This window comes from Marivivens sp. ABH4_498 (assembly GCF_056160585.1).
Window position 1 is genome coordinate 22,298 of the sequence record NZ_JBSWXL010000004.1, and the last position, 25,459, is coordinate 47,756.

General features: G+C 54.6%; 23 protein-coding genes. 14 read left to right on the plus strand and 9 right to left on the minus strand.

Features of this window, described 5'->3' with window-relative positions; genetic code table 11:
• Positions 1 to 32: 32 nt before the first annotated feature.
• A complete protein-coding gene (gene lipA / locus ACXAGA_RS10265) occupies positions 33 to 986 on the minus strand; it encodes a lipoyl synthase (RefSeq protein ID WP_475117382.1) in 954 nt (317 codons plus the stop codon).
• A 165-nt stretch (positions 987 to 1,151) separates the two neighbouring features.
• Between lipA and ACXAGA_RS10270 the strand changes: the two genes are divergently transcribed.
• From ACXAGA_RS10270 to ACXAGA_RS10280, 3 genes are all read left to right on the plus strand, one after another.
• Positions 1,152 to 2,339 carry a methyl-accepting chemotaxis protein gene (locus ACXAGA_RS10270; protein ID WP_475117383.1) on the plus strand — a complete coding sequence of 396 codons (1,188 nt, stop codon included), beginning with the start codon at positions 1,152 to 1,154 and terminating at the stop codon, positions 2,337 to 2,339.
• Positions 2,332 to 3,138: an MHYT domain-containing protein gene (locus ACXAGA_RS10275; protein WP_475117384.1), complete on the plus strand. Its 807-nt coding sequence runs from the start codon at positions 2,332 to 2,334 to the stop codon at positions 3,136 to 3,138. The genes ACXAGA_RS10270 and ACXAGA_RS10275 overlap by 8 nt, the downstream gene beginning before the upstream one ends.
• 194 nt (positions 3,139 to 3,332) lie before the next feature.
• Entirely contained in the window at positions 3,333 to 3,881 is a 549-nt protein-coding gene (locus ACXAGA_RS10280; RefSeq protein WP_475117385.1) for a redoxin family protein, read from the plus strand.
• A 52-nt stretch (positions 3,882 to 3,933) separates the two neighbouring features.
• Here ACXAGA_RS10280 and ACXAGA_RS10285 read toward each other — a convergent pair whose 3' ends face one another.
• A complete protein-coding gene (locus ACXAGA_RS10285) occupies positions 3,934 to 5,058 on the minus strand; it encodes a DUF6456 domain-containing protein (protein WP_475117386.1) in 1,125 nt (374 codons plus the stop codon).
• Positions 5,059 to 5,284: 226 nt separating this feature from the next.
• Here ACXAGA_RS10285 and ACXAGA_RS10290 point away from each other — a divergent pair, with 226 nt between their 5' ends.
• A complete protein-coding gene (locus ACXAGA_RS10290; protein WP_475117387.1) occupies positions 5,285 to 5,584 on the plus strand; it encodes a DUF6477 family protein in 300 nt (99 codons plus the stop codon).
• Positions 5,585 to 5,602: 18 nt separating this feature from the next.
• Here ACXAGA_RS10290 and ACXAGA_RS10295 read toward each other — a convergent pair whose 3' ends face one another.
• A complete protein-coding gene (locus ACXAGA_RS10295; protein ID WP_475117388.1) occupies positions 5,603 to 7,153 on the minus strand; it encodes a trimethylamine methyltransferase family protein in 1,551 nt (516 codons plus the stop codon).
• A 194-nt stretch (positions 7,154 to 7,347) separates the two neighbouring features.
• On the opposite strand from ACXAGA_RS10295, the gene guaA reads away from it, so the two are divergent.
• The 8 genes from guaA (at position 7,348) to ACXAGA_RS10335 (ending at position 15,551) form a co-directional block, all read left to right on the plus strand.
• Positions 7,348 to 8,907 (plus strand): glutamine-hydrolyzing GMP synthase, encoded by a 1,560-nt coding sequence (gene guaA / locus ACXAGA_RS10300; protein ID WP_475117389.1) that lies wholly within the window; start codon positions 7,348 to 7,350, stop codon positions 8,905 to 8,907.
• A 249-nt stretch (positions 8,908 to 9,156) separates the two neighbouring features.
• Positions 9,157 to 10,233, plus strand: coding sequence for an outer membrane protein transport protein (locus ACXAGA_RS10305; RefSeq protein ID WP_475117391.1), 1,077 nt, complete (start codon positions 9,157 to 9,159; stop codon positions 10,231 to 10,233).
• Between the two features lie 88 nt (positions 10,234 to 10,321).
• A complete protein-coding gene (locus ACXAGA_RS10310) occupies positions 10,322 to 11,236 on the plus strand; it encodes a DMT family transporter (RefSeq protein ID WP_475117392.1) in 915 nt (304 codons plus the stop codon).
• A gap of 21 nt (positions 11,237 to 11,257) precedes the next feature.
• On the plus strand, positions 11,258 to 12,121 hold the full coding sequence (locus ACXAGA_RS10315) for an ATPase (RefSeq protein ID WP_475117393.1): 864 nt from the start codon (positions 11,258 to 11,260) through the stop codon (positions 12,119 to 12,121).
• A gap of 44 nt (positions 12,122 to 12,165) precedes the next feature.
• Positions 12,166 to 13,089 carry a homoserine O-succinyltransferase gene (locus ACXAGA_RS10320; RefSeq protein WP_475117394.1) on the plus strand — a complete coding sequence of 308 codons (924 nt, stop codon included), beginning with the start codon at positions 12,166 to 12,168 and terminating at the stop codon, positions 13,087 to 13,089.
• Positions 13,073 to 14,026 (plus strand): alpha/beta fold hydrolase, encoded by a 954-nt coding sequence (locus ACXAGA_RS10325; RefSeq protein ID WP_475117395.1) that lies wholly within the window; start codon positions 13,073 to 13,075, stop codon positions 14,024 to 14,026. The genes ACXAGA_RS10320 and ACXAGA_RS10325 overlap by 17 nt, the downstream gene beginning before the upstream one ends.
• A 45-nt stretch (positions 14,027 to 14,071) precedes the next feature.
• Positions 14,072 to 14,941 carry a polyphosphate kinase 2 gene (gene ppk2 / locus ACXAGA_RS10330; protein WP_475117396.1) on the plus strand — a complete coding sequence of 290 codons (870 nt, stop codon included), beginning with the start codon at positions 14,072 to 14,074 and terminating at the stop codon, positions 14,939 to 14,941.
• A complete protein-coding gene (locus ACXAGA_RS10335) occupies positions 14,934 to 15,551 on the plus strand; it encodes a TetR/AcrR family transcriptional regulator (RefSeq protein ID WP_086450439.1) in 618 nt (205 codons plus the stop codon). The genes ppk2 and ACXAGA_RS10335 overlap by 8 nt, the downstream gene beginning before the upstream one ends.
• Here ACXAGA_RS10335 and urtE read toward each other — a convergent pair.
• From urtE to urtA, 5 genes are all read right to left on the minus strand, one after another.
• The gene (urtE, locus tag ACXAGA_RS10340; protein ID WP_475117397.1) at positions 15,548 to 16,243 is read right to left on the minus strand and encodes an urea ABC transporter ATP-binding subunit UrtE; all 696 of its coding nucleotides are present in this window, start codon (positions 16,241 to 16,243) and stop codon (positions 15,548 to 15,550) included. The two genes, ACXAGA_RS10335 and urtE, sit on opposite strands and share 4 nt — an antisense overlap.
• 2 nt (positions 16,244 to 16,245) lie before the next feature.
• A complete protein-coding gene (gene urtD, locus ACXAGA_RS10345) occupies positions 16,246 to 16,986 on the minus strand; it encodes an urea ABC transporter ATP-binding protein UrtD (RefSeq protein WP_475117398.1) in 741 nt (246 codons plus the stop codon).
• Positions 16,983 to 18,161, minus strand: coding sequence for an urea ABC transporter permease subunit UrtC (gene urtC / locus ACXAGA_RS10350; protein ID WP_475117399.1), 1,179 nt, complete (start codon positions 18,159 to 18,161; stop codon positions 16,983 to 16,985). The genes urtD and urtC overlap by 4 nt, the downstream gene beginning before the upstream one ends.
• A 3-nt stretch (positions 18,162 to 18,164) precedes the next feature.
• Complete coding sequence (gene urtB / locus ACXAGA_RS10355; RefSeq protein WP_475117400.1) at positions 18,165 to 20,087, minus strand: urea ABC transporter permease subunit UrtB; 1,923 nt, start codon at positions 20,085 to 20,087, stop codon at positions 18,165 to 18,167.
• 71 nt (positions 20,088 to 20,158) lie between these two features.
• Positions 20,159 to 21,445, minus strand: a complete 1,287-nt coding sequence (gene urtA / locus ACXAGA_RS10360; protein WP_475117401.1) for an urea ABC transporter substrate-binding protein — start codon at positions 21,443 to 21,445, stop codon at positions 20,159 to 20,161.
• Between the two features lie 722 nt (positions 21,446 to 22,167).
• On the opposite strand from urtA, the gene ACXAGA_RS10365 reads away from it, so the two are divergent.
• Entirely contained in the window at positions 22,168 to 24,561 is a 2,394-nt protein-coding gene (locus ACXAGA_RS10365) for a hybrid sensor histidine kinase/response regulator (RefSeq protein ID WP_475117402.1), read from the plus strand.
• Entirely contained in the window at positions 24,558 to 24,872 is a 315-nt protein-coding gene (locus ACXAGA_RS10370) for a TfoX/Sxy family protein (RefSeq protein WP_475117403.1), read from the plus strand. Before ACXAGA_RS10365 ends, ACXAGA_RS10370 begins: the two co-directional genes overlap by 4 nt.
• A 74-nt stretch (positions 24,873 to 24,946) precedes the next feature.
• Here the strand turns inward: ACXAGA_RS10370 and ndk are convergent, their stop codons facing one another.
• Positions 24,947 to 25,369: a nucleoside-diphosphate kinase gene (gene ndk / locus ACXAGA_RS10375; protein ID WP_475117404.1), complete on the minus strand. Its 423-nt coding sequence runs from the start codon at positions 25,367 to 25,369 to the stop codon at positions 24,947 to 24,949.
• Between the last annotated feature and the right edge of the window lie 90 nt (positions 25,370 to 25,459).

The following is a 25,459-nucleotide window of genomic DNA, read 5'->3' on the forward strand; positions in this document are numbered from 1 at the left end:
GTGGCCGCGCCTTGCGGCGCGGCGGTCAGGCGTTAAGCTAAGCCCAGTTTTTTATTCCGAGCCTCGCGTAGGCGCGCGAAATCGTCGCCTGCGTGGTAGGACGACCGCGTCAGAGGCGTGGCGGAGACCATAAGGAAGCCTTTGCCGTAGGCGGCTTTTTCGTAGGATGCGAATTCTTCGGGCGTCACAAATCGATCCACGGCGTGGTGTTTCGGCGTTGGCTGAAGATACTGACCGATGGTCAGGAAATCGATGTCGGCGGCGCGCATGTCATCCATGACTTGCAAAACAGCCTGACGATCTTCGCCAAGGCCAACCATAATGCCGGATTTGGTGAACATCGACGGATCGATTTCTTTGACACGCTGCAAAAGACGAAGCGAGTGGAAATAGCGGGCGCCTGCGCGAACCTCTGGGTATAGGCCCGGAACAGTTTCCAGGTTGTGGTTGAACACATCGGGTTTCGCCGCAACGACCGTTTCCAGAACGCTAGGATCACATTTCAAAAAGTCGGGCGTCAGGATTTCGATCGTCGTGTTCGGAGACCGGTGACGCACAGCGCGGATCGTCTGCGCAAAATGTTCAGCGCCGCCGTCTTCGATATCGTCGCGGTCGACGGAGGTAATAACAACGTGGTTCAGCCCCAGTTTCTGGACCGCATCTGCAACGCGGCCCGGTTCGAACACGTCCAGCGCCTCTGGTGGTTTACCGGTTGCGATATTGCAGAACGAACAGGCGCGGGTACAGACTTCGCCCATGATCATCATGGTGGCGTGGCCTTGGCTCCAGCATTCGCCGACGTTCGGGCAGCCGGCCTCTTCGCAGACGGTGACCAGTTTGTTTTCGCGCATGATATCGCGCGTTTCTTTGTAACCAGCAGAGGTTGGGGCCTTGACGCGAATCCAGTCGGGTTTTTTCGGCTGCGCGTTATCCGGGCGATGGGCTTTTTCCGGATGGCGTTGCTGTGGAATCTTTAGGTCGCGCATGTGTGGCTCCTCCGGCGCAAATTCGGCGGAAATCTACGCGGTTTTACGCCGGATAGCAACGAATGGCAGATATGCGTCAAACGCGGCAGTAAATTACAGGGAATTTCTAAAAAAAGCGAAAAATGGGCCGTTCGTTTACCTGCCAAATAAAACCAGCAGGTCTCTATGAAAAACGCCCGCATAGCACTGAAATTGCCAATTCTTTTATTCTGCCTCACCATCGCCAGCGCAGCGATCACGGCGGTATTAAACTATTTCTCGGTCACAAGATGGGTGGAAACGCTTGCAGCATCGGGTGCGATTGGGGCCGAATTGGCCACCCAGATTCGCCATGATGCGATCGCAAATTTCGCGTCGATTGCGCAGTTCACATCCCTTGCCGTGTTGTTCGTGACGACCCTGATCATCCGAAAAATGGTTGGTCCGCTGACCCAATTGTACCAACAGCTGTCCAAAGTCGCGCAGGAAAAAGACCTGTCATACCGCGTGCCTGTCAGCGGCGAATGCGAAGTTGGTCAATCGGCAAAAGCATCAAACCAGATGCTAAAAGTGTTCGAAGAGTTTGTGACCAAAACGGCCATCGGGGCCAAACAAATGGAAAGCATGTCGAATTCTTTGGCTGATGCATCGGTCGATTTGGCCCGCGATTCACATACGCGGTCCTCTTCGGTGGATCAGCTGTCTGCCATGTTGACCGAAACAGCCAGTCAAGCCGCCGCCGCCGTCGATGCGGCCCAAATGGTCGGGGCTTCGGTGAAACAAGCGCGCCAATCTGCGATTGATGGCGAAAAAGAAGTCGACATGATGGTGACGGCCATGTCTGAAATTTCGGACACAGCCGCAGATTTGGCAAAGATCATGGAAGTCATCAACGACATCGCTTTCCAGACCAAAATCCTTGCGTTGAATGCCAATGTCGAAGCCGCCAGAGCCGGCATCCACGGCAAAGGGTTTGCGGTCGTTGCCAACGAAGTCGGCGATTTGGCGCGCCGGTCCGCAGATGCCGCAAACCGCAGCGCCGAGCTGATCGCGCAGTCATTGGATCGTGCCGAATTGGGCCGCAAAGCCGCGACAACCACGCGCGACGCGTTTGGGAAAATCGTCGAACATGTTGCCGCTGCCGACCGCGATATCAAACGGATCGACGCGGTCATCAATGAACAGAAAAACGCTGTTGATGTGGCGAATGATACGTCCAACCTGATCTCGGGAACTGCGATGAACGATCTGGAACGGACAGAACAAATCAGCAAAGCGGCCAACAGATTAAAAGAACAAAGTCAGGATGTCCGACTGCGGCTAGAGCAGTTCAAATCGTCCGCTAACGACGAACAAGGGGCGCGCTATGCTTGAACACATCCGCATTCTACTACCTGGTCAATCGCTGCCATCAACGATGGAAGGCCATTATAATCTGAATTTGGTGCCTCTTTCGTTGATGCTGTCGATTGTTGGCGCATATGTTGCGCTGGAAATCGCATACAAGCTTCGGAAATCGGAACGGTTTGACCAGCGCGGTAAATGGCTTTGGGCTGGTGCTGTGGCATTGGGCGTTGGTGCGTGGTCCATGCATTTCGTCGGCATGAATGCGTTCAAACTGCCCGAACCGGTTTACTACAGCCCTTGGGTCACGCTGTTGTCGCTCGTCCCTGTTATTTTTGCGAGCCGTCTGGCCATGGGCATTATTTCGAACCAAAATCATAGCTTTGTCACGACATTGTCGGGCGGAGTTTTGTTCGGCGCGGGGATCGGCGTCATGCACTATGTCGGAATGGCGGGCATGTTGACGAATGCCTACATGTATTTCCGCGTTGAAATCGTACTGCTGTCCGTCGTCATCGTGGTGGTCTTGGCAACCATTGCGCTGTCATCGCGCCAGATTATTGATGCCCTACTGGGTAAACAATCGGGTATGCTGCCGATCTTTTTGGGCGCTGTGTTGATGGGCGGCGCTATCGCGTCTATGCATTTTATCGCGATGAAAGCGACGCTGTATTATGCCGATGAAACCTGCGCGGATTGGGTTCAGCTGTCCGATGATTCATCTATTGTTTTGTCGCTGGGTATGCCGATCGTGTCCGTGTTGCTGGGGCTGATGGTCGTCGTCGTTGCCGAAATTTCGCCAAAGGCGCGCCGAACCGAAACCGCCTGATCACGCCTAAATTCCATGCATTGAACGAAATGCTGCATTGCAATTAGCCGCAATGCAGCAAACTTCCTTTTGCCCAAAAAACGGATCGGTTAAAACGACCGAGAATCGAATGGTTCTAAACTAGCGTTTCGATCCCCATCCAATCGGGCCGTATCAAACGGCCCGCCACACTATAAGCAGAGCGAGTTTTTCTGATGCAAGTAGGCTACAAACTTCCCGAAGTTACATTCCACACCCGCGTTCGTGATGAATCGATCGAAGGTCCAAACCCATTCCGTTGGGAAGACAAAACAACGGGCGACTACTTCAAAGGCAAGCGCGTCATCCTATTTTCGCTGCCAGGCGCGTTCACCCCGACCTGTTCCACCTACCAGCTGCCTGGTTTTGAAAACGGCCACGCAGATTTCGCTGATCTGGGCATTGACGAAATTTACTGCATGTCGGTCAACGACAGCTTTGTCATGAACAAATGGGCGCTGGATCAGGGCCTGAAAAACGTCAAAGTCATCCCAGACGGTTCGGGCGAATTCACCCGCCGCGTTGGTATGCTGGTGCGCAAAGACAACTTGGGCTTTGGTCTGCGTTCGTGGCGCTATGCTGCCATCGTAAACGACGGCGTTGTCGAAGCATGGTTCGAAGAGCCAGGCCTGTGCGACAACCACGGCGAAGACCCATATGGCGTATCGTCGCCAGAAACCGTCAAAAAATGGCTGACCGAAAACAAAGCAACTTCGGCTGCTTAAGGTTCGCCTTTCATTTTAAAAGGCCCGCCAGAATTTGGCGGGCCTTTTTGTTTTATCCGATCTTGGGCGCAAATTTGCCCTGTTCGTCGTAATGACGTTTCAGTCGCTGCAATGCGATCCGCAGAACAATTTTTCCCGACCGCGCGGCCCAATTCAGTTCCTTTTCGGCTGTTTCCAACCCTTCTAGGTAGCAACAGCACCGCAACACAACATCGCCCAGCCCCGGCCCCAAATCTGACAATGCGGCGGCAACACGTTCTTGGGCGCTTTGTGAAATCTCTTGTTCTTTTTTGCCGCGGATGCGCGCGGGCATCAGAATATACCGTTCCCAATCGACCTGTTCGTCACGGCCAATATTGGCCAATTCAAAATCTTCTCTTAGGCGTTCCCCGACCGACACCAAATCACGCGCCAAAAAGGGCTGACCGTCTTTGTCGCGACGACGCGCCAACCCATAAAGCGGGCTTTCAGACAGCGTATTACGTGTTGGGCGCGCGGGCACATCTGGGAATTCCACATTGGCCAACGTTTGGGGCGCATGAACGAACCCAGACTGCGCTTCGGCGAAACCTTGGGCTTTGTTTTCAGCCGATGCCATCAATTGTTTCAATGCGGCGCGGCCCAAAGACGTGATTTGATAGCGGACAATGCGGGCTTCTGGATCGGAACATGCAATCCATTCGCGCAGCGCCATGGCCCGCGCTATCGCGTTTTCCGTGACGGCCGTGCGGGTTGTACCACCCTGCCCGTCATCGCGTACGACCACAGCCATTTCCATATCACGCGCAACCGCCAATACAGCGGTCGGTTCAATCAAACGCCGCATGATACGCATGCCTTCTTTTTCGATACGCGCAGCGTCTAGGTTTGATGTCTGAGTGTCAGAAAGTTTCGAACTATCTTTGTCCATGGCAGGCTGATCCTTTTTCGGGCCTTGTCTGCGGCGGGCAACATATCGCGACAATTGTCGCAATGCGTCATCCACCAAAGGGTCATCACGCCGGTTTTCAAAACGCCTAACCTGCCGCAAGATCGTCGATGCATGACAATCTGCGGCCCTTGCCACTGCCCGAATGGATAATCCCATTTCAGTATGAACCAGATAGTTTCGCGCAGCATCCGGAACCCAATCGGGAAACGACAGATCAACCGTTGTTCTTTCGATCACTGCAGTCATTTTGCCCCCAAGTTTCATTTGCTACATGGCGAATTCCGTTAACACTTTAGCAACCTATGTGAACGTCGGTTACACAAGCGTTAAGAAAACCAACACAGCGTTCATCATTGTAACCAAATCATAAATATCCCTAACCCGACCGAACGCAGCATCCCTACGCGGCGCAACACCCCAAAGTTTGTGAGATGGTTTTGCAATCACAAAACCTGCCACTCGGGGAAAAACAATGTTTGATATTTTGGGAATGGTTGCTGCCTTGAACCGTCCAGGACTGCTGGTTCGTACTGCACGTTATGGGTTGGATGATTACCGCCGCGAGGTCCATCTGCCTAGGCTATTGGCAACCAACGCGCCTGTCAAAAATGGCGATGCGCTGCTACGTTTGATGGATATTGAACGCGAATTGAACGATCAGCGCGTCGCCGATCACGCTGAATATTCATTCGCGCGTCACATCGATATTTTGATTGCGATCATGGGGGAAACCCGCCTGCTGCGGGCGGGGCATGCCCCTCGGGTTCAGTGACCCAAGGGGCAATAAGATTTAGGTAAAGCTGTCTGGCATGGACGCTTTTTTGTTGGCGACATATTCACGTAGCGCGGACTCAATGGACGGATCCAACACCGGCTGCTGATAGTCATTCAACAATTTTTCTACGCGGTTCCCGGCCAAGGTACGGGTGTCGCGTGCGCCTTCTTCGTCCCAGGTTTCGAACGGTTTGTAATCGAACAGATCCGACCGCCAGAACGCTGTTTGGAAATTGGCCTGCGTGTGCGCGCACCCAAGATAGTGACCGCCTGGGCCGACTTCGCGGATGGCATCCATGGCTTGGCCGTTTTCGGACATGTCGATGCCTTTGGCCAATCCGTGCAGCGCGCCCAATTGGTCCGCGTCCATCACAAATTTTTCGAAATCGGCGACCAAACCACCTTCGAGCCAACCGCAGGAGTGCAACATAAAGTTCACGCCAGCCAACAGGCCCATGTTCAGCGAGTTCGCGGTTTCATATGCGGCCTGCGCGTCAGGCAGTTTCGATCCACAGAACGATCCGGCCGAACGATACGGCAGGTTCATCCGGCGTGCCAATTGACCCGCGCCATAGGTGATCATCGCGGCCTCTGGCGTACCAAAGGTCGGTGCGCCCGACCCCATGTCGATCGACGTCACGAACGCACCAAAGATTACCGGAGCCCCTTTGCGGATCAGCTGGCTATAGGCCACACCTGCCAGAACTTCGGCCATGACTTGGGTCAGCGTGCCCGCAACGGAAACAGGCGCCATCGCGCCGCCCACGATGAACGGCGAAATGATGCAGGCCTGATTGTTTCTTGCGTAAACCTCTAGTGCACCCATCATGATGCCGTCGAACGTCAACGGAGAGTTGATGTTGATCAGCGATGTCATCACCGTGTTTTCCTGAACGAATTCTTTGCCGAACAGGATTTCACACATCTCAACGCTGTCTTGGGCGCGGCTGGGTTCGGTGACCGACCCCATGAACGGCTTATCGCTGAGCGTCATGTGCGCCAGCAGCATGTCCAAGTGACGTTTGTTCACGGCCACATCGGTGGGTTCGCATACGGTGCCGCCCGAATGGTGCAGCCATTTGGACATGTAGCCCAATTTTACGAATTTTTCGAAATCCGCCATGGTCGCATAACGGCGTCCGCCTTCGGCGTCGCGCACGAATGGCGGGCCGTAAACAGGTGCCAGAACCAGATTATTGCCGCCGATTTCCACCGAACGTTCGGGGTTGCGGGCATGCTGGATGAATTTCGACGGCGCAGTTTTGCACAATTCGCGGGCCAAACCACGCGGAATGCGGACGCGTTCGCCGTCTACATTGGCACCAGCCGCTTTCCACAGTTCCAACGCCTCTGGGTTATCGACGAAATTTACGCCAACCTCTTCCAAAATGGTTTCGGCGTTTTGTTCGATGATATCCAGCGCTTCGTCATTCAGAACCTCTAGGTTCGGGATGTTGCGTTCGATATATTTTGCGGTCTCGACACTGACAGCCGAACGGGCTGCGCGGCGTGCTGCTCCGCCGCCTCCGCGACCGCGACGACCCCGAGATTCTGCAACTTCAGACATACTGATCCCTCCGCTGAATTTTACACCTTCTTAACGGCTGCGGAATCACACGACAGCCGGTATGCGTCCTATGCGGTGCGAAAACGACATATACCACCGGTGCTGCACATATTTTTGGCGCGCATAGGTCATCGGATACGATTTTCGGTTATTTGGCGCTTGCGCGAATGGGGCAACCGCCCTATGCCCCGCACATGACACAGCATCAACGCCTCCTCATCATCGATTTCGGTTCGCAGGTGACGCAGCTGATTGCGCGCCGCCTACGTGAGCTGAGTGTTTACTGCGAAATCCACCCCTATCAGTCGGTCACCGAACAGACCATCCGCGAGATGGATCCTAAAGCCGTGATCCTTTCGGGTGGTCCTGATAGCGTGACACGCGAAGGTAGCCCTCGCGCGCCACAAGCCCTGTTTGACATGGGCCTGCCAATTTTCGGCATCTGTTACGGCCAACAGGTCATGATGGAACAACTGGGCGGCGCCGTCGAAGGCGGCCACCACGCCGAATATGGCCGCGCGTATGTCGCACCTGCCGAAGGTCACAGGCTGGACGGAATCTTTGCCGGTCTGTTTACCGAAGGCAAAGAACAGGTCTGGATGTCCCACGGTGACCGCGTCACCAAACTGGCCCCCGGTTTCGAAGTTGTCGCAACTTCGCCAAACGCGCCATTTGCCATGATCGCGGACGAAGATCGACAATTCTATGCGGTTCAGTTCCACCCAGAGGTACACCACACGCCAAACGGCAAAACCATGCTGGAAAACTTTGTCCGCATGGCAGGCTTTACCGGCGACTGGACGATGGCATCCTACCGTCAGGAAATGATCGAAAAGATCCGCGAACAGGTTGGCGACAAACAGGTTATCTGTGCGCTGTCGGGCGGCGTGGACAGTTCCGTGACCGGCATCCTGCTGCACGAAGCCATCGGCGATCAGCTGACATGTGTGTTCGTGGACCACGGCTTACTTCGTTTGAACGAAGCGCAAGAAGTCGTTGATATGTTTAGGAATAACTACAACCTAAACCTGATCCACGCAGATGAATCCGATCTGTTCCTTGGCGAATTGGAAGGCGTGTCCGACCCAGAGGTCAAACGCAAAACCATCGGCAAACTGTTTATCGACGTATTCCAGAAATACGCCGACCAGATCGAAGGCGCGGAATTCTTGGCGCAGGGCACATTGTACCCTGACGTGATTGAATCGGTATCGTTCTCGGGCGGTCCTTCGGTGACCATCAAATCGCACCACAATGTGGGCGGCCTGCCGGAAAAAATGGGCCTGAAACTGGTCGAACCTCTGCGCGAGTTGTTCAAAGACGAAGTCCGCGCATTGGGCCGCGAACTGGGTCTGCCTGACAGCTTTATCGGGCGTCACCCGTTCCCTGGCCCTGGCCTTGCGATCCGTTGCCCTGGCGAAATCACCCGCGAAAAGCTGGACATCTTGCGCCAAGCGGACGCCGTTTACATCGACCAGATCCGCAAACACGGTCTGTACGATGAAATTTGGCAAGCCTTTGCCGCGATCCTGCCAATGCGCACCGTTGGCGTTATGGGCGATGGTCGTACCTACGATTATGCCGTTGCGATCCGCGCGGTGACATCTGTGGACGGCATGACCGCTGACACCTACCCGTTCAGCCATGAATTCATGGGCGAAACGATGACTCGCATCATCAACGAAGTCAAAGGCGTGAACCGCGTGTTCTATGACCTGACTTCGAAACCTCCGGGCACCATCGAACTGGAATAATATCCTTTCGGATACAAAAGGTTAACAAAGTCTTAAGGGCGCGTTGCACATTTGCATCGCGCCCTTGTTCTTTTCCGCCCCATAAGAAATCAATCTAACGTTTAAAACCGAAACGCCTTTACGTAATCTGTAGGTGAATGGCGCTCTTACGCCGCGTAACAGATTGACCCAAAGGAAAACAACAATCTAACCTTTGGATCATGGGAGAAGGAGACCGTCTAAACGGACGGTATACAGAGGGAAGATATCATGAAGAAATATCTAAGCGCCGGCGCAGCATTGATGCTGACGACTTCGGCAGCATTCGCAGGTGGGATCGATCGCAGCGGTCAATCGATTGCCGTCCTGTTCGAAGAAGGCACCTATGCTGAAATCAGCTTTGGTTCGGCAGCGCCTGAAGTGTCGGGTCACATGATCGGCGTAACCGCAGCTGAAACCGGCGACATCGCACCAGATTACACCACCTTTGGCCTGGCATTTAAAATGGACGTGAATGATCAGGTTTCGCTGGCATTCATTTCCGATGAACCGTTCGGCGCTGATGTGTCCTATGACGCTGCGACCTACCCGCTGGTTGGTGCAGGCGCCGAAGTGAACACGCGCGGTCTGACCATTCTGGGCCAGTACCAGATCAACGAAAACGTCAGCGTTTACGCAGGTCCACGCATCGTATCGGCAGACGGCCAATACCGCGGCCCGACCGCATTGGGCGGCTATGTATCGAACTATGAAAAAGGCACAGACGTTGGCTATGTCATCGGTGCAGCCTATGAAATTCCTGAAATCGCGCTGCGGGGGTCGCTGACCTATTCGTCGCAGACCGAATTCGAACTGGACGGTGATGGCGCAGGCGGTGCTGGCGATCTATCCGCAACCATGCCTCAGTCGGTTAATTTGGAATTCCAAACCGGTATCGCGGCTGACACACTGGCGATGGTTTCGGTTCGCTGGGCTGACTGGTCCGAAGCAACCATCGACGACGCTGTCGCAGGTAACCTGACCGATTTCGGCAACGCTGACACCATGACGTACACGGTCGGTATCGGTCGTCGTTTCTCGGATAATTTCTCGGGTCTTGTGTCGGTTGGCTACGAAAAAGCAACGGGCGACCTGACTGGCCAGCTGGCCCCGACTGACGGCTACCTCAGCCTGTCGCTGGGCGGCGCCTACACGCTGGACAACGGAATGGAGATTTCGGGCGGCGTTCGCTACGTCAACATCGGCGACGCGGATTCGAACGCAATCGCAGCTGCTGGTTTCCCAGGCGGTCGTTTCGAAGACAACCACGCCATCGGTTACGGCCTGAAACTGGCTTACAACTACTAAGATCAATTATTTGATCAAATGATAAAGCCTCGCCTTGCGGCGGGGCTTTTTTCGTTCAATATGCCCGCATGAAAACGGGTGCACACGAATGACGGAACAACTACGCCTTACCTCACGCGGCTGGGTTATGATCATGATCTTGGCGTTGGTCTGGGCGGGGTCGTTTACGGCAAATCGCGGTGCATTAGAAACCGTAGGCGTCTACACCACTGTTGCTATTCGGGTCACAGGCGGAGCCTTGGCTTTGTGGCTATGGGTTGCCCTGCGGCGCATTCCACTGCCGCGCAATTGGAAATATATCCCGATCTTTATGCTGCATGGATTGCTGAACAACGCTCTGCCGTTTTCGCTGATCGTTTGGGGGCAACAGTATATCGACAGCGGTTTGGCCAGCATCCTGAATGCAACGACAGCTTTGTTCACGGTGATCCTTGCGAGCCTGTTTTTCGCCGATGAAAGACTGTCGTTGAACCGCTTGGTCGGTGTCATCATCGGCTTTCTGGGCGTTGTGATCGTGATTGGTATTGATGACATCGCCGCATTGGGATCTGGACCGAGAGCCTTGGGCGAATGGGCCATTTTGGCCGCGACCTTGTCCTATGCTGTGTCCGCCATACTGTCTCGCAAAACACTCAAAGGTTTAGCGCCCGAGGTTGCCTCTGCCGGGATGCTAACCGGTGCAGGTCTGATTATGTGCCTTCTTGCATTCAGCACCGAAGACATAAGCAACATGACCTTCAACACCCAAGCCATTATTTCCGTTGCATATTTGGCGATTTTATCCAGCGCATTTGCCTATATCCTGTTTTTTAAAATCCTGAACACCGCAGGCGCAGGCAACCTTAGCCTTGTGACCTTGCTTGTGACCCCGTTTGCGATTGTCCTAGGTGCCTTGTTTTTCGGCGAAGCCTTGGAATGGAACGCGTATTTTGGCTTTATTGTGCTGGCATTTGGCCTCGCAGTGCTTGACGGACGGCTGCCCATAGGCAAAACCCGTTCCTGACAACCAAACCTGTGGTGGAACATGCTGTATAACTCTGCATCTGAATGGCGCGATGCGTCCAGTAAACACATTCTTTTGTTCGGCATGTCCGGATTGGGCAAAACCTTTGTGTCCAACCTGCTGCGCGCGCAGGGCGACTGGTTCCACTACTCTGTCGATTACCGCATCGGCACGCGCTACATGGGCGAATACATCGCCGACAACGCCAAAGCCGAGGCGATGAAGAACCCGTTTTTACGCGAACTACTAATGACGGATTCGATCTATATCGGATCGAACATTTCATTCGAAAACCTGACGCCCGTTTCTTCCTATTTGGGCAAACCGGGTGATCCGGACAAAGGCGGCATTTTGATCGATGAATACCGCCGCCGTCAGGATCAATTCCAACGTGCCGAACATGATGCGCTGTTGGATACGGGGTACTTTATTCGCCGCGCCAAGGCGCTCTATGGCTATTCGAATTTCATTTGCGACAGCGGCGGGTCGATCTGTGAATGGGTTGATCCAGAGGATGATAACGATCCGATCATGTCCGCGCTGGCGGCCGAATGCCTGTGCATCTGGATCGAAGGCACCGAAGACCACATTGACGAACTGTGCCGTCGTTTTGACAAAGCGCCCAAACCGATGTCCTATCAGCCTGCGTTCCTGACCCGCGCGTGGGATGAATATCTGGCTGAAAAAGGCGTGGCCGAAAACAAGGTCGATCCAGATGATTTCATTCGCTGGACCTATCGCCGCGCACTGGACCACCGCCAGCCGCGGTACCGCGCTATGGCGGATAAATGGGGCATCACGGTAAAGGCCGAAGACATCTATGCCGTTACTACGGCTCAGGACTTTGATGATCTGATCGCCCGCACCCTTGAGGCTCGCAGCTAATCGCCCTACATACGGCACCTTACGACACATCAGGATAAACGCATATGCCAATCAAACTGCCCGAAAACCTACCCGCCTATAACGTTCTGTCGAACGAAGGCGTGATGGTGATGTCGGACGAACGGGCCGCGCGTCAGGACATCCGCCCGCTGCGGTTTGGCCTGCTGAACCTGATGCCGAAAAAGATTCAGACCGAAAACCAATTTGCGCGGCTGTTGGGCGCAACGCCCCTGCAGATCGAATTGTCGTTGATCCGCATGACGGAACACGAAACCAAAAACACTGCCGCCGAACATATGGCTGAATTTTATCGCCCCTTTGCCGAAGTCGCGGCCACGGGCGAAAAATTTGACGGGTTGATCATCACCGGCGCCCCGATCGAACATCTGGACTTTGATCAGGTGACCTATTGGGATGAACTGAAACAGGTTTTCGAATGGACGAAAACCCACGTGCATTCCACGTTCGGCGTGTGCTGGGGCGGCATGGCGATGATCAACTATTTGCACGGTGTGGAAAAACATCTGCTGGATCACAAAGCGTTTGGCTGCATTCGTCACACCAATTGCGAACCGTCGTCGCCCTATTTGCGCGGGTTTTCAGACGATCTGGTCATGCCTGTCAGCCGCTGGACGGAAATGGATCGCCCGCAAATTGAACAGAACGACAATCTGGAAATCCTGCTGGATAGCGCGGAAACAGGTCCGGCGCTGGTTCAGGATCTGCAACATCGTGCGCTGTATATCTTTAACCACTTTGAATACGACAGTGGCACCCTAAAGGAAGAATACGATCGTGATGTCGACGCAGGGAAACCGATTAACGTTCCGTTGAACTACTATCCTGATGACGATCCGACACAATCTCCGCAAAATCGCTGGAGAAGTCACGCGCACCTTCTATATGGCAATTGGATAAACGAAATTTACCAAAGCACGCCATATAACCTAGATGATATCGGGAATTGAAATCGCAGCCATCGCTGTTGTAGCCGTCGCTATTTTCGCGGCCCTGACCGTTTACCGCGCACGTAAGCGGTCAAACGCATGGGAACAGGAATATCCGCCCCATGGCCAGTTCGTTGACGTCAACGGGCATCCTGTCCACACCGTCGTGATGGGAACCGGTCCCGATCTGGTGCTGATCCACGGGGCCAGCGGCAACACTCGCGACATGGAAATCGCTCTGGGATCGCTGGCACAGCGGTATCGCCTGATTATCTTTGATCGCCCAGGTCTGGGTCATACGCCGCGTTTGGCCAAATGCCGCAATGCAGGATCGCCGCGCGAACAAGCCGCGCTATTACAGGCCGCTGCTGCGCAACTGGGCGCAGATAGGCCAATTGTCGTCGGGCATTCCTTTGGGGGCTCTGTCGCGGCGGCTTGGGCCGTGTATCACCCCGATAATCTGTCAGGCTTTGTGGATATATCAGGGGCAACGCATCCTTGGGGCGGTAAGGTCGCAGGCCTATATCAGGCGCTTTCGACGAAATTGGGGTCTGTGATCATTCCGCAGCTGGCCGCTGCATGGGTTCCGCGGTCCTATGTTCAAAAATCGGTGGATGGCATTTTCGAACCCGCATCGGCGCCCGATAATTACGCACACAATGTTGCAGGCGTTTTGGTCGCCCGCCCTTGGTCCCTGCTGGCGAACGCTATGCAAGTCGTCCATCTGGACCAAGAACTAGAAAAACAGCACGTGCACTATCCCCAGATCAAAGTACCGGTCGAGGTTCTGCACGGCGATGCGGACGATACCGTCTATTACGAAGTCCACGCCGTACCAATGTCGCAGCAGGTCCCGAACGCCCGATTTACAAAAATCAGCGGCGCAGGCCACATGCCGCACCACACGCACACTGACCTGATCGTCGATGCCATTGATCGCATTGCTGGATTGAACTAGGCGCCCTCTCTGATCATAATAAGATCAAAGAATTAGGAGAACGTGATGGATCTGCCCTTTGACGGTGCAATCAGCGAATATTTCAAAAACGATGCGCCCAAAGACGTGCGCAAGGCGATTGAAACCGCAGGCAAAAAAGACATCCATGATCCCGACTATCCCTATGACAAAGAGATGGACAAGAAAGAGTATCAGGAACAGATCGATGCGCTACAGGTCGAACTTGTCCGTCTGCAGTCTCATGTCAAAGAAACAGGCGAACGGGTAGCGATCGTGTTCGAAGGCCGCGATGCCGCGGGCAAAGGCGGCACAATCAAACGGTTTCGCGAAAACCTGAATCCACGCGGCGCGCGCGTTGTTGCCCTGTCCAAACCGACCGAGGTCGAAGCAGGACAATGGTATTTCCAGCGATACGTCGAACAATTGCCCAGTGCCGGTGAAATCGTGTGTTTTGACCGTAGTTGGTATAATCGCGGTGTCGTGGAAAAAGTGTTTGATTTCTGCACCGATGACCAGCGGGCGAAATGGTTTGATCAGGTTGTCCCGTTCGAACAGATGCTGGTCAACGAAGGCATCAAACTGTTCAAGGTTTGGCTGAACGTCGGACGCGCCGCCCAATTGCAGCGTTTTCTGGACCGCGAAAGTGATCCGTTAAAACAGTGGAAGCTTAGCTGGATCGACGTCGAAGGCCTGAAACGTTGGGATGCCTATACAGACGCAATCGACGAAACGCTGAACCGGACTCACAGCGACCATGCGCCGTGGATTGTTGTTCGGTCCGACGACAAAAAACGGGCGCGATTAAATGCGATCCGTTCGATCCTGACTCAGCTGGATTACAAACGCAAAGACCCGAAAAACATCGGCGAAATTGATCCGAAAATCGCAGGCGGTCCAGATATCTGGAATGGCTAAGCGCGGATACCATCACGGCAACCTTCGTCAGGAATTGGTAGACGCCTGTCTGCGCCTGATCGAAGAAAAAGGCCCAACAGGTTTCACCCTATCCGAAGCCGCACGCGAAGCAGGCGTGACGCCCGCCGCCGTGTATCGCCATTTTGATGGCCGTGAAAACCTGATCGCCGAAGCCGCCCGTCAGGGATATGAAATTTTCGGCGACCTGATGGAACATGCCTACGCGGGCGGCAAACCCACCGCATTGACGGCGTTTGAATCGACAGGTCGTGCCTATTTGGCATTCGCACGAAAATTCCCGGGCCATTACATCGCCATGTTCGAAAGCGGCATTTCGATCCAAAGCTCGCCCGAGCTGAACACGGCATCCAGTCGCGCGTTGGGCGTGATGGAAAAAGCCGCAACAGACCTAAGCCAACATATACCCGCCGACCGCCGTCCGCCGCCGCAGATGTTCAGCGCCCATATCTGGGCGCTCAGCCATGGGGTTGTCGAATTGTTTGCGCGGGGGTCTCCGGGTACGAAATCGCCTTTCCCACCCGAAGATTTGTTGGAAACAGGTATCGGCGTTTACCTACGCGGGCTTGGCCTGATCCCACCCGACGCCTAGATCGATACCCGTTCCAACAATGTAGCGCGTTGGATCGTCTGTTTGGGTTCGTGCATCACAATTTCACCGCGGTTCACGGCATAGAAATCATCCGCCAGATCAAACGCGAAATCGAAATACTGTTCGACCAGCACAACGGCAATTTCACCTTCGTCCCGCAATTGCGAAATAACGCGGCCAATTTGCTGGATGATGTTCGGCTGGATACCTTCGGTTGGTTCATCCAGCAACAGCACGCGTGGGCGCGTGATCAGCGCCCTTGCGATTGCCAACTGTTGCTGCTGACCGCCCGACAAATCGCCCCCGCGACGGCCCAGAAATTCCTTGAGGATCGGGAAGAGGTCGAAAATCTTTTCAGGCACCCCGCGTTCTGTTCGGTCCAGACAGGCGAACCCGCTTTCTAGGTTTTCCTGAACGGTCATCAACGGGAACACTTCGCGGCCTTGGGGAACATAGGCGATCCCTGCCCGCGCGGCACCAAAGGCCGATAGGTGGTCCAGTTTTTTCCCATCCAGACGGATTTCGCCCTGATCATAGGGGTGACGCCCCGCAACCGCCTTAAGCAATGACGTTTTGCCAACACCATTGGTGCCCATGACCGCCGTGACCTGACCCGGTTTGGCCGTCAGGTTGATGCCATTCAAAATCTGGCTTTGCCCGTATTTGAGCGTTAGGTTTTCAATTTCCAACATGATTAACGCCCCAGATAGACTTCGATAACTTGCGGGTTTGCGGTGACGTGATCCAATGACCCTTCGGCCAAAACCGATCCTTCGTGCAACACGGTCACTTTGCAATTCAGGCGGCGGACGAATTCCATGTCGTGTTCCACCACGATCACCGCGCGCGTTTTCGCAGCGCGTACCAACAAATCGGTGGTGTGTTCGCGTTCGGCTGGCGTCATGCCCGCAGCGGGTTCATCAACCAGCAAAAGACGCGGGTCTTGGGCCAACAGCATCCCGATTTCCAACCATTGCTTTTGACCGTGGGACAATTCGCCAGCGGTTCGGGTCAGCTGGTCGGTCAGGCCGACCTCGGCTGCCAATTCTTCGATCCGCGCGGCGCCAGCGGCGGATTTGCGATAGAACAACACGTCAAACGGCCCGCGTTTGTTTTTCAACGCCATGGCGAGGTTTTCGCGAACGGTCTGCGCTTCGAACACGGTGGGTTTTTGGAATTTGCGACCAATGCCTTCGCGGGCGATTGCGCTTTCGGACATGCCCAGCAGGTTGCGGGACTGTTCGCCCCACAACACATGGCCCGTATCGGGTTTGGTTTTGCCCGTGATGATGTCCATGAACGTGGTTTTGCCCGCGCCGTTCGGCCCAATCACCGCCCGTAATTCCGGTTCGTTGATCGACAGCGACAGATTGTTGATCGCGCGGAACCCGTCAAACGTGACCGATACGCCCGAAACTTCTAATAGAGCGCTCATGCTTTTGGCCCTTTTTCACGGTTGATTGTGATGTAATCGAACAGCCCGCCGATACCTTTGGGGAACAGCAAAGTGACCAGAACAAAGGACAGGCCCAGCAGCACAAGCCACCAATCGGTCCAAACGATTTCATAGAAACCTAAGTCTATGTTCGGCGCACCGCCGCCAGTGAACCACGACGACAGCAGCGACACGAAAGTTGCACCGATCACAGCGCCATACAGACGCCCGCGGCCACCGATCGCCACCCAAACCGCCAGATAGATCGACGCGATTGGCGCGATCTCGGCGGGGTTAATGATGCCTGCCTGCGGATAGTACAGCGCACCCGCAATACCCGCGACCATGGCCGTTATCGTGAACACGAATAGTTTATAGGATTCAACATGATACCCTAGGAACCTAACGCGCGCTTCGTCATCGCGGATGGCGCGGATCACACTGCCCATTTTACCCGAAGTGACAAAGGCGAACAACACATAGCCCAGCCCCAGCGCGACAGCCGACGCCCAAAAGAAACGGATCGACAGAACGTCTTGGCCCAGATCGGTGCCGGGGATGTTTTGCAGACCCGACAGGCCGTTATTCCCGCGCAGACCGCTGTCATTCTGGAACAGGTACAGCGACAGCGCCAGAGTCATCGCTTGGGTCAGGATCGACAGGTAGACACCCGTCACGCGGCTGCGAAATGCCAGCCAGCCAAACACCAGCGCCAATAGACCCGGCACGATGACAACCGCCGCCAACTGCAACGGCAGAGAATGCGCAAAGGCCCAGATCAGTGGGAATTCGCTGCTGCCAACGACGCCGAAAATCTGCGTGCCAATCGCGTCGGTAATTTCGGCCGACGTCGCAGGGATCACGTCGTTCGACAGCGATCCGACAACGATATCATGGGTACGTGCATACATCAGCCACATGCCAATCGCGTAGCCGCCAATGCCAAAGAACGCGAAGTGACCCAATGACAGGATACCGCAGTACCCCCACACCACGTCCATCGCGATCGCGATCAGGCATAGACACAGCGTTTTGCCCAAGGTTTTTACGAAAGAGGTTGAAATGACCCCTGCCCCTGTTGCCTCGGCCAATACCGTCACGCCTAGCGTGAACAGCGCCAAACACAGCAGAAATACCAGAACAGATCGATTTGTTACTAGGAACGAATTTTTCATGGTTTAGTTCCCCGCCGCGCGGCCCTTTAGGGCGACGATGCCTTTGGGTCGGAATTGGATAAAGATGATGATGAAAAGGATCATGTATGTCTGCGCCGCCAGCGTGTTCGACGGGTTCATCCATTCGATGCCTTTTTGCAGGAACCCGATCAGCGATGCGCCAGCCAGAGTGCCCCAAACATTGCCCACACCGCCCACAACAACGGTCATAAACGACTGTACGATGTAGTCGGCACCCATTTCCGACGTCACTTTGGCGTATAGGCCAATGGCTACGCCCGCGATGCCAGCGATGCCCGATCCCAGACCAAAGGTCAGCATGTTGATGCGGTCAGGGTTGATACCCATCGATGCCGCCATGCCTGGGTTTTGGGTGACTGCGCGGACCTCTAGGCCCAGTCGGGTCTTTTTCAGGATGAACAGGATCAGGCACAAGAACAACACGGCCAGCACGAAAATCGCGATACGGATGTAGCTGATGGCGACAACGTCGTTGAACACCAGCGCGCCATCCAGCCACCCGGGCGAGGTTAGCGGACGTGCTTGTGTGCCAAAGATGTTTTTGGCGATCTGCTGCAACGCGATGGAAATACCAAAGGTCGCCAGCAAAGTTTCCAGCGGACGTTTGTACAGGTGACGGATCACCAACCGTTCCATCGCCACACCCGCGGCAAAGGTCACTGCGAACGCCACAGGCAACGCCACGATGATCGAAACAGTATAATCAGGGATGATCTGCTGGATGACGTAACCAGTATATGCGCCCATCATGATGAATTCGCCATGGGCCATGTTGATCACGCCCATCACGCCGAACGTCACAGCCAAACCAATGGCCGCCAAGAAATAGATCGAGGCGAGCGAAATCGCATCCAGCGCAAGGTCAGCGGTTTGCATCGCGCCGACTTTCAGCTCCATATGTTTTAGGGCTGCGGCGGCTGCAACCGTGACGGCGACATCTGGTTCGGCATATTCGGTATAGAACACGTGACCCGACACAGCGGCGGCCATGTCTTGGGCCGTGACCAGTGGGTCGACAGTGCCCGCATCGGCCAGCGCCTGATAGGCGTCCTCGCGCGATTGCAAATCAGACAGCGATCCAACAGGGATACCGCCTACGCGGCCATCAACCACATTCGCAGCCAGAATTGTTTTGATCGCCGATTGATCCAGAACCGGTTCGGCCAGCCCCGCAGCGACCAGTTCGGCGTATCCATCGGTCACGTCAGGTTCGCGGATTGCCGCAATATTGCCCGCAGGCAGGTCCAGCGCGACGCCATCGGACGACGTTAGGATTTGGTTCATCACGGCGCGGGCATCAACGCTGACTTCACTGCTGAGCGCGTCAATCGCAGCAACGCGGGCTTCGGTCGTTTCACCGAAACGCGCTGTCAGCATCTGCAGTAAGCTTTGCTTGCGGGCGCGAATATCGGCGTCAGGCTCTGCATCGATTGACGCAGCCAATGGAGCCAGCTGATCAGCCGATCCATCACGCGCAATCGCATCCAGCGCGGCAATGCGGCGGTCGGCGTTAGGATCTAGCAGTTGGAATTGCACCAACGCCGTCCCGATCACGCCGCGCACACCAGCGTTTGGTTTAATCTGGCTCAGCTCGCCCTTGGGCGCTTGGCCAATGATTTCGCCAGTAGAAATATCAATTAGATCAAAAGGATCGTCACCATCAACATAGTAAAACTGACCGTCCGCATCCCACTGATAGACCTCTTTGCCCTGCCAGCGCTCTAGGAACACAGGGACCTCGGGTTGACCTAACGCGATCAGGTCATCGATAGCCACCTGCACCGAACGGCGTGACGGTTTGGCAATTTCATCTGAATGGGTTTGCAGAACGGATTGCAGATCTTGGGCAGCAGCGGCAGCCGCCAGCACAACGATGGACACAGCCATCACCAAAGCGCGAAGCATGGGCGCGATCCTTATGGGGGTAGTCAAAAAAATGGGCCGGAGGATGGTCCCCCGGCCCGGGTATCAAACGATTAGTAGTTCGACGTCAGCTGAACACAGGTTTCAGTTTCAGTGTTGTACATACCGCATTCCAGTTCGACCCAGTCGGATACCAGAACAGCCGATTCAGGCAGGTAGTCGGTCCAAGCATCGCCTGGAACTTCGGTGGTTTGGCTGATGATGTCGAATTGACCATCTTCCAGAATTTCACCGATCAGAACTGGTTTCGACAGGTGGTGGTTTGGCAGCATAACTGCGGTACCGCCGGTCAGGTTCGGGAACTCTTGGCCAGGCAGCGCTGCGATAACGGTGTCGATATCGGTGGTGCCGGTTTCCGCAACCGCGTTCACCCACATGTTAAAGCCGATGTAGTGCGCTTCCATTGGGTCGTTGGTGACGCGCGCTTCGTCGCCGATGAATTCGTGCCATGCAGCGATGAATTCAGCGTTGGCTTCGGTTTCAGCCGACATGAAGTAGTTCCAAGCAGCCAAGTGACCGACAAGGTTGGTGGTATCCAGACCCGACAGTTCTTCTTCGCCGACCGAGAATGCAACGACTGGGATGTCTTCAGCCGATACACCCTGCGCTGCCAGTTCTTTGTAGAAACCGATGTTTGCGTCACCGTTGATGGTGGACACAACGCCAACCTGTTTGCCGTCTGCACCCAGAGCCACAACATCAGACACGATGGTTGCCCAGTCCGAATGACCGAATGGGGTGTAGTTCACAAAGATGTCTTCGGCAGCAATGCCGTTGTCCATCAGGTAGGCTTCTAGAATGTTGTTGGTGGTACGTGGGTACACATAGTCGGTGCCCAGCAGCGCGAATTTTTCGACGCCCAGCTCTTCTAGGAAATAGTCAACCGCAGGGATCGCCTGCTGGTTCGGCGCAGCACCGGTGTAGAACACGTTGCGCGACGATTCTTCGCCTTCGTACTGAACTGGGTAGAACAGCAGGCCGTTCAGCTCTTCCAGAACTGGCAGAACCGATTTACGCGATACCGATGTCCAGTTGCCGAAAATGACGTCGACTTCGTGAACCGAGATCAGTTCGCGTGCTTTTTCTGCGAACAGCGGCCAGTCGGATGCAGGGTCAACAACGACCGCTTCCAATTCACAGCCCAGCAGGCCGCCAGCAGCGTTCTGGCCTTCGACCAGCATCAGCATGGTGTCTTTCAGCGTGGTTTCCGAAATGGCCATGGTGCCGGACAACGAGTGCAGAACACCAACTTTGATGGTGCAGTCTTGAGCGAAAGCAGTGCTGGCGCCAGCAATGACCGCTGCGGTGGAAAGTGCAGGCAGCAAAGTTTTCTTAAACATAAAATACGTCCCCTGTATGAGACATCGCGCAACTTGGCCTTTGGCCATTTCCCGTTATCGGGTTATAACGATGTCTCAGCTTGTTGCTGTTGTCGCGCGGGGGGATGATCTGCCAGGATGGCCCCTCGTGCGGCGGTTAAAGCGGCGTTTACCGCTCGACCAGAGATTGCTGTAAACGTTCCCAGATGCGCAAGAAATTGGCAGCTTTTTTTGAAAAGTCGCGCGCATCAGGTCAAAAATTAATCACCTCCACATTTCGCGCCCATTTTTTAACCACAGCAAATATGAAATTCGTTAAAAATTTCCCAAATGATAAATTTTTCAACCAACCCAGCGCCCAAATTTGCGTGACAGAACCGCATGCTGGTACAGGGTCATATTTTCATTGACCAATCCGCACAAAACGCCCGAAACTATACGTATGGATAATTCGTATACTCCAACGTGGAGTTTGCGTTGCGCTTGGGTTGATTTACGCTAAGCGAAATTGCCATGACTTGTTTCAGGTTACAGGGTCGCTTTTGATGTCATCAACACGAACAAGCCAACGCATCGGCCCTAACTATTCGGACGCCTCCAGAGACGCGGTATTATTCCAAGATCTAGAAGGGTCGCAGATCTACGCCCTTCGGCAGAATATCCGTAAGTTCCCGTATAGACACACGATAATATACCTGATCACCGGACTGGTTTGGGTTCTTATTCTGACTGTCAGCACAGGCATGGAAAACCCGACAGAACTGGCACTGGCCTATATGCCCCACGTCGGGCTGTTCATGATTGTTCTGGGGACACTAATCTATCCGACAAAGCTGATCATGATCCCAACGCTTGCGTTCACCGCAATATTTCTGCTGCAGGCGATCATTCCCAGTCTGTCTTTGTCCGCAGTCATAAACGGCGTTTATACGCCGACGATCATACTAATTGCGCTCATCGGAAATTTGTCAATCGGGCTCATCACTGGCGGCTTGGGGCGGTTTTTTCTAACCCGTTACGCGACAACATCCGACGCGCATACGCTGGACTTGGTCGTTTCGACCTTTACGGGGATGTTGTTTACCATCGTAGCCGTCGCGGTGGTGATGGTTTTCCACGCATTGACCACACATTATTTCCCGCAATCGTCAATCGCGCTGGGTATCAACGAAACCTTTTTGCACACCGCGTTAATCCGCTGCGCATACGGCGGTGTTGTGGCCTCTATTTTTCTATTGGGCGTACTACAATTCCCGCGCCCTCTGGATCTGGTTTGGGCAATGCCGTTTACGCTGCTGTATGCGGTCCTAGACACATTGCAAGGCTGGGGATTTGGCGTTCATGAAATGCTGGATCCAATCGTGCTATCGGCTGTTCTGACGGTCGCCCTGCCCGTGCGGCTCGTGGTGCCGACGCTCATGTCAGGCATATTGGTCTACATCATGTTATCGGGCACCTTTGTAGACGTTGGGCCATATGAATCAGAATTAGATCAGATCATAGAAACCTATTGCATCATTGGGCTTGCGATTATCGTTGCGATTTTGGCGATGCGCAGTCACCTCATGCATAATGAGAACCGCCAAACCAATTCGATCCGCCGACTGAACACCGTTCGCAACTATGCGGGCGTGGGGATTTTTTCGGTCGACATTCGAAACAGGTTGGTCAGCGTCGACCCCGTAACACAGCGCATGCTGGGCGTTCCGACCCAGTTCGATGTCGCGGCCATGATGCGGAAATTCGGCCCTCGAGAACAAAAAGAATTGCGCCGCTTGATGTTTTACCGCCCAGGCGAAACCACCACCCTTTTGGCCCGCTTGCGTGAGGTCCCCAAATCGAACAACAGCCGCGTGATCCGTTTGTTTTTGTGGTACGAACGATCTGTTGAAAATTCGCCTGTCGTCTATGGGCTGGTCGTCGACGTCACGGGCGAACACCTGCAGGAACGCGCGCTAAAAGAAACATTGGCAGAATTGTCGATCCGCCAGGACCAACAAAAACAGATGTTTTCGATTATCAGCCACGAACTACGAACCCCAGCATCGGTCATTTCGATGCTGATTGACGATCTGGATGATGAAAACACCGACGTCAGCCACACGCATCACCGCCTTCGCGAAGCAACCGATCAGTTGCTTGGCGTTCTGACCGACATGCGTCAGGCGGTGAACCCCGAAAAAAACCTGCCCGTCAACATTCAACCGTTTAGACCGACAGATGTGGCGGAATCCATTCGCAACACATTCGAAATGCAGGCCCAATCCGCCAAAGTGCAAATCCAACTGCGATTGGGTGACGGCGCCGAAGAAACCGTTTTGGGCGACAATGTGCGCATTAAACAAGTTTTGGGCAATCTTATCAAAAACGCGATCATCCATTCGCGGTGTTCAACGATCACCCTTAGCTACCGCGCAGGTCTAGACGGCACAGATGGTCAACGCATGGGCATGTGGGCCGTCACTGACGACGGTATCGGCATCCCCGATGACGAAGTCGAACGCCTGTTTCAACCGTTTCAACGCGGCGGCAGTGACGCCCGCAATCGGCCGGACGGATCGGGTCTGGGCCTTTATATCGTCCGCACCTCGATTCAGCTTTTGGGCGGGGATGTCCGGTATTTCCCGGCCCCCGAAGGCGGCGCAGGATACCATGTGCGCTTGCCCGAACCCCTTGCCTCTCAGCAACAGATACAGGCGCAAAAACAAACCCATGTCGCCGATGTCGACTTTAGCTCTCTTTACGTTGTTCTGGCCGAAGACAACCCTCTGGTCGCCGAAGTCACCAGCGCGCGCCTGCGTAAACTCATGGGCCGCGTCGAGGTTGCCACCTCGGGACGCGCCGCGTTGGATCTGATCGACAAAGACCCGCCAGACCTCGTGATCACTGACCTCTTTATGCCGGAAATGTCGGGCGACGAACTCACGCAAACCTTGCGGAGCCAAGGTTTCGATCGTCCGATTATCGGCCTAACAGCTGCCGTTGTCGGTGATGATATGCGGCGCTTTGAATTGGCCGGCGCATCAACGGTCATGTCCAAACCGCTTGACGCCAATGCATTGATGAAGTTCCTAGAAAGCCACCAACCCAACACCGAAACCACGTCCGAACCAATCGATCATCGCGCCGCACAATGACACTTCAATCCATCAAAGGCATCGGTCCTGCAGTCGCAGCCGAACTGGAACGCGCGGGTATTCATTCTGCGCAAGACCTGCGCGATCTGGGCGCAGATGCAGCGTATCAACGCATGATCGCTGCAGGCACACGCCCACATTTCATCGGCTATTACGCCCTGCACATGGCGCTGCAGGGGCGCCCTTGGAACGACTGTAAGGGCAAAGAAAAAGATGCGTTTCGCACACGGTTCGATGCTTTGATCGCTTCGGACACATCCCGCCCCGGCACGGAATTGCAAAAATTCCTGTCAGACATGGGGCTCGCATAGTCGCTGCAGCCTTTAAAAACAGCAAAGCCCGCGCACTAGCGCGGGCTTTACCGTTGAATAACCGAAATGGCGAATTAGCCAACCAGTTCCAGACCCGAGAAGAAGAAAGCGATTTCTTCTGCAGCGGTTTCTGGTGCGTCCGAACCGTGAACCGAGTTTTCGCCAACCGATTTCGCGAATTCTGCGCGGATGGTGCCTGGTGCTGCGTCTGCTGGGTTGGTTGCGCCCATAACTTCGCGGTTTTTCGCGATTGCGCCTTCGCCTTCCAGAACCTGAACAACAACTGGTGCGGATGCCATGAATTCGCACAGTTCGCCGTAGAATGGGCGCTCTGCGTGAACAGCGTAGAACTGACCAGCTTGTGCTGGGGTCAGGTGAATACGCTTGGATGCGACGATGCGCAGGCCAGCTTCTTCGAATTTTGCAACGATAGCACCGGTCAGGTTGCGTTCGGTTGCGTCTGGTTTGATGATCGACAGAGTGCGTTCTACAGCCATCTTAGCCTCTTTTTAACAGCGGCCCCATTGGGGCGGATTGAATTTGGCGCTGCCCTAGCACGTGTTAGCGCATAAGAAAAGCCGCGATTG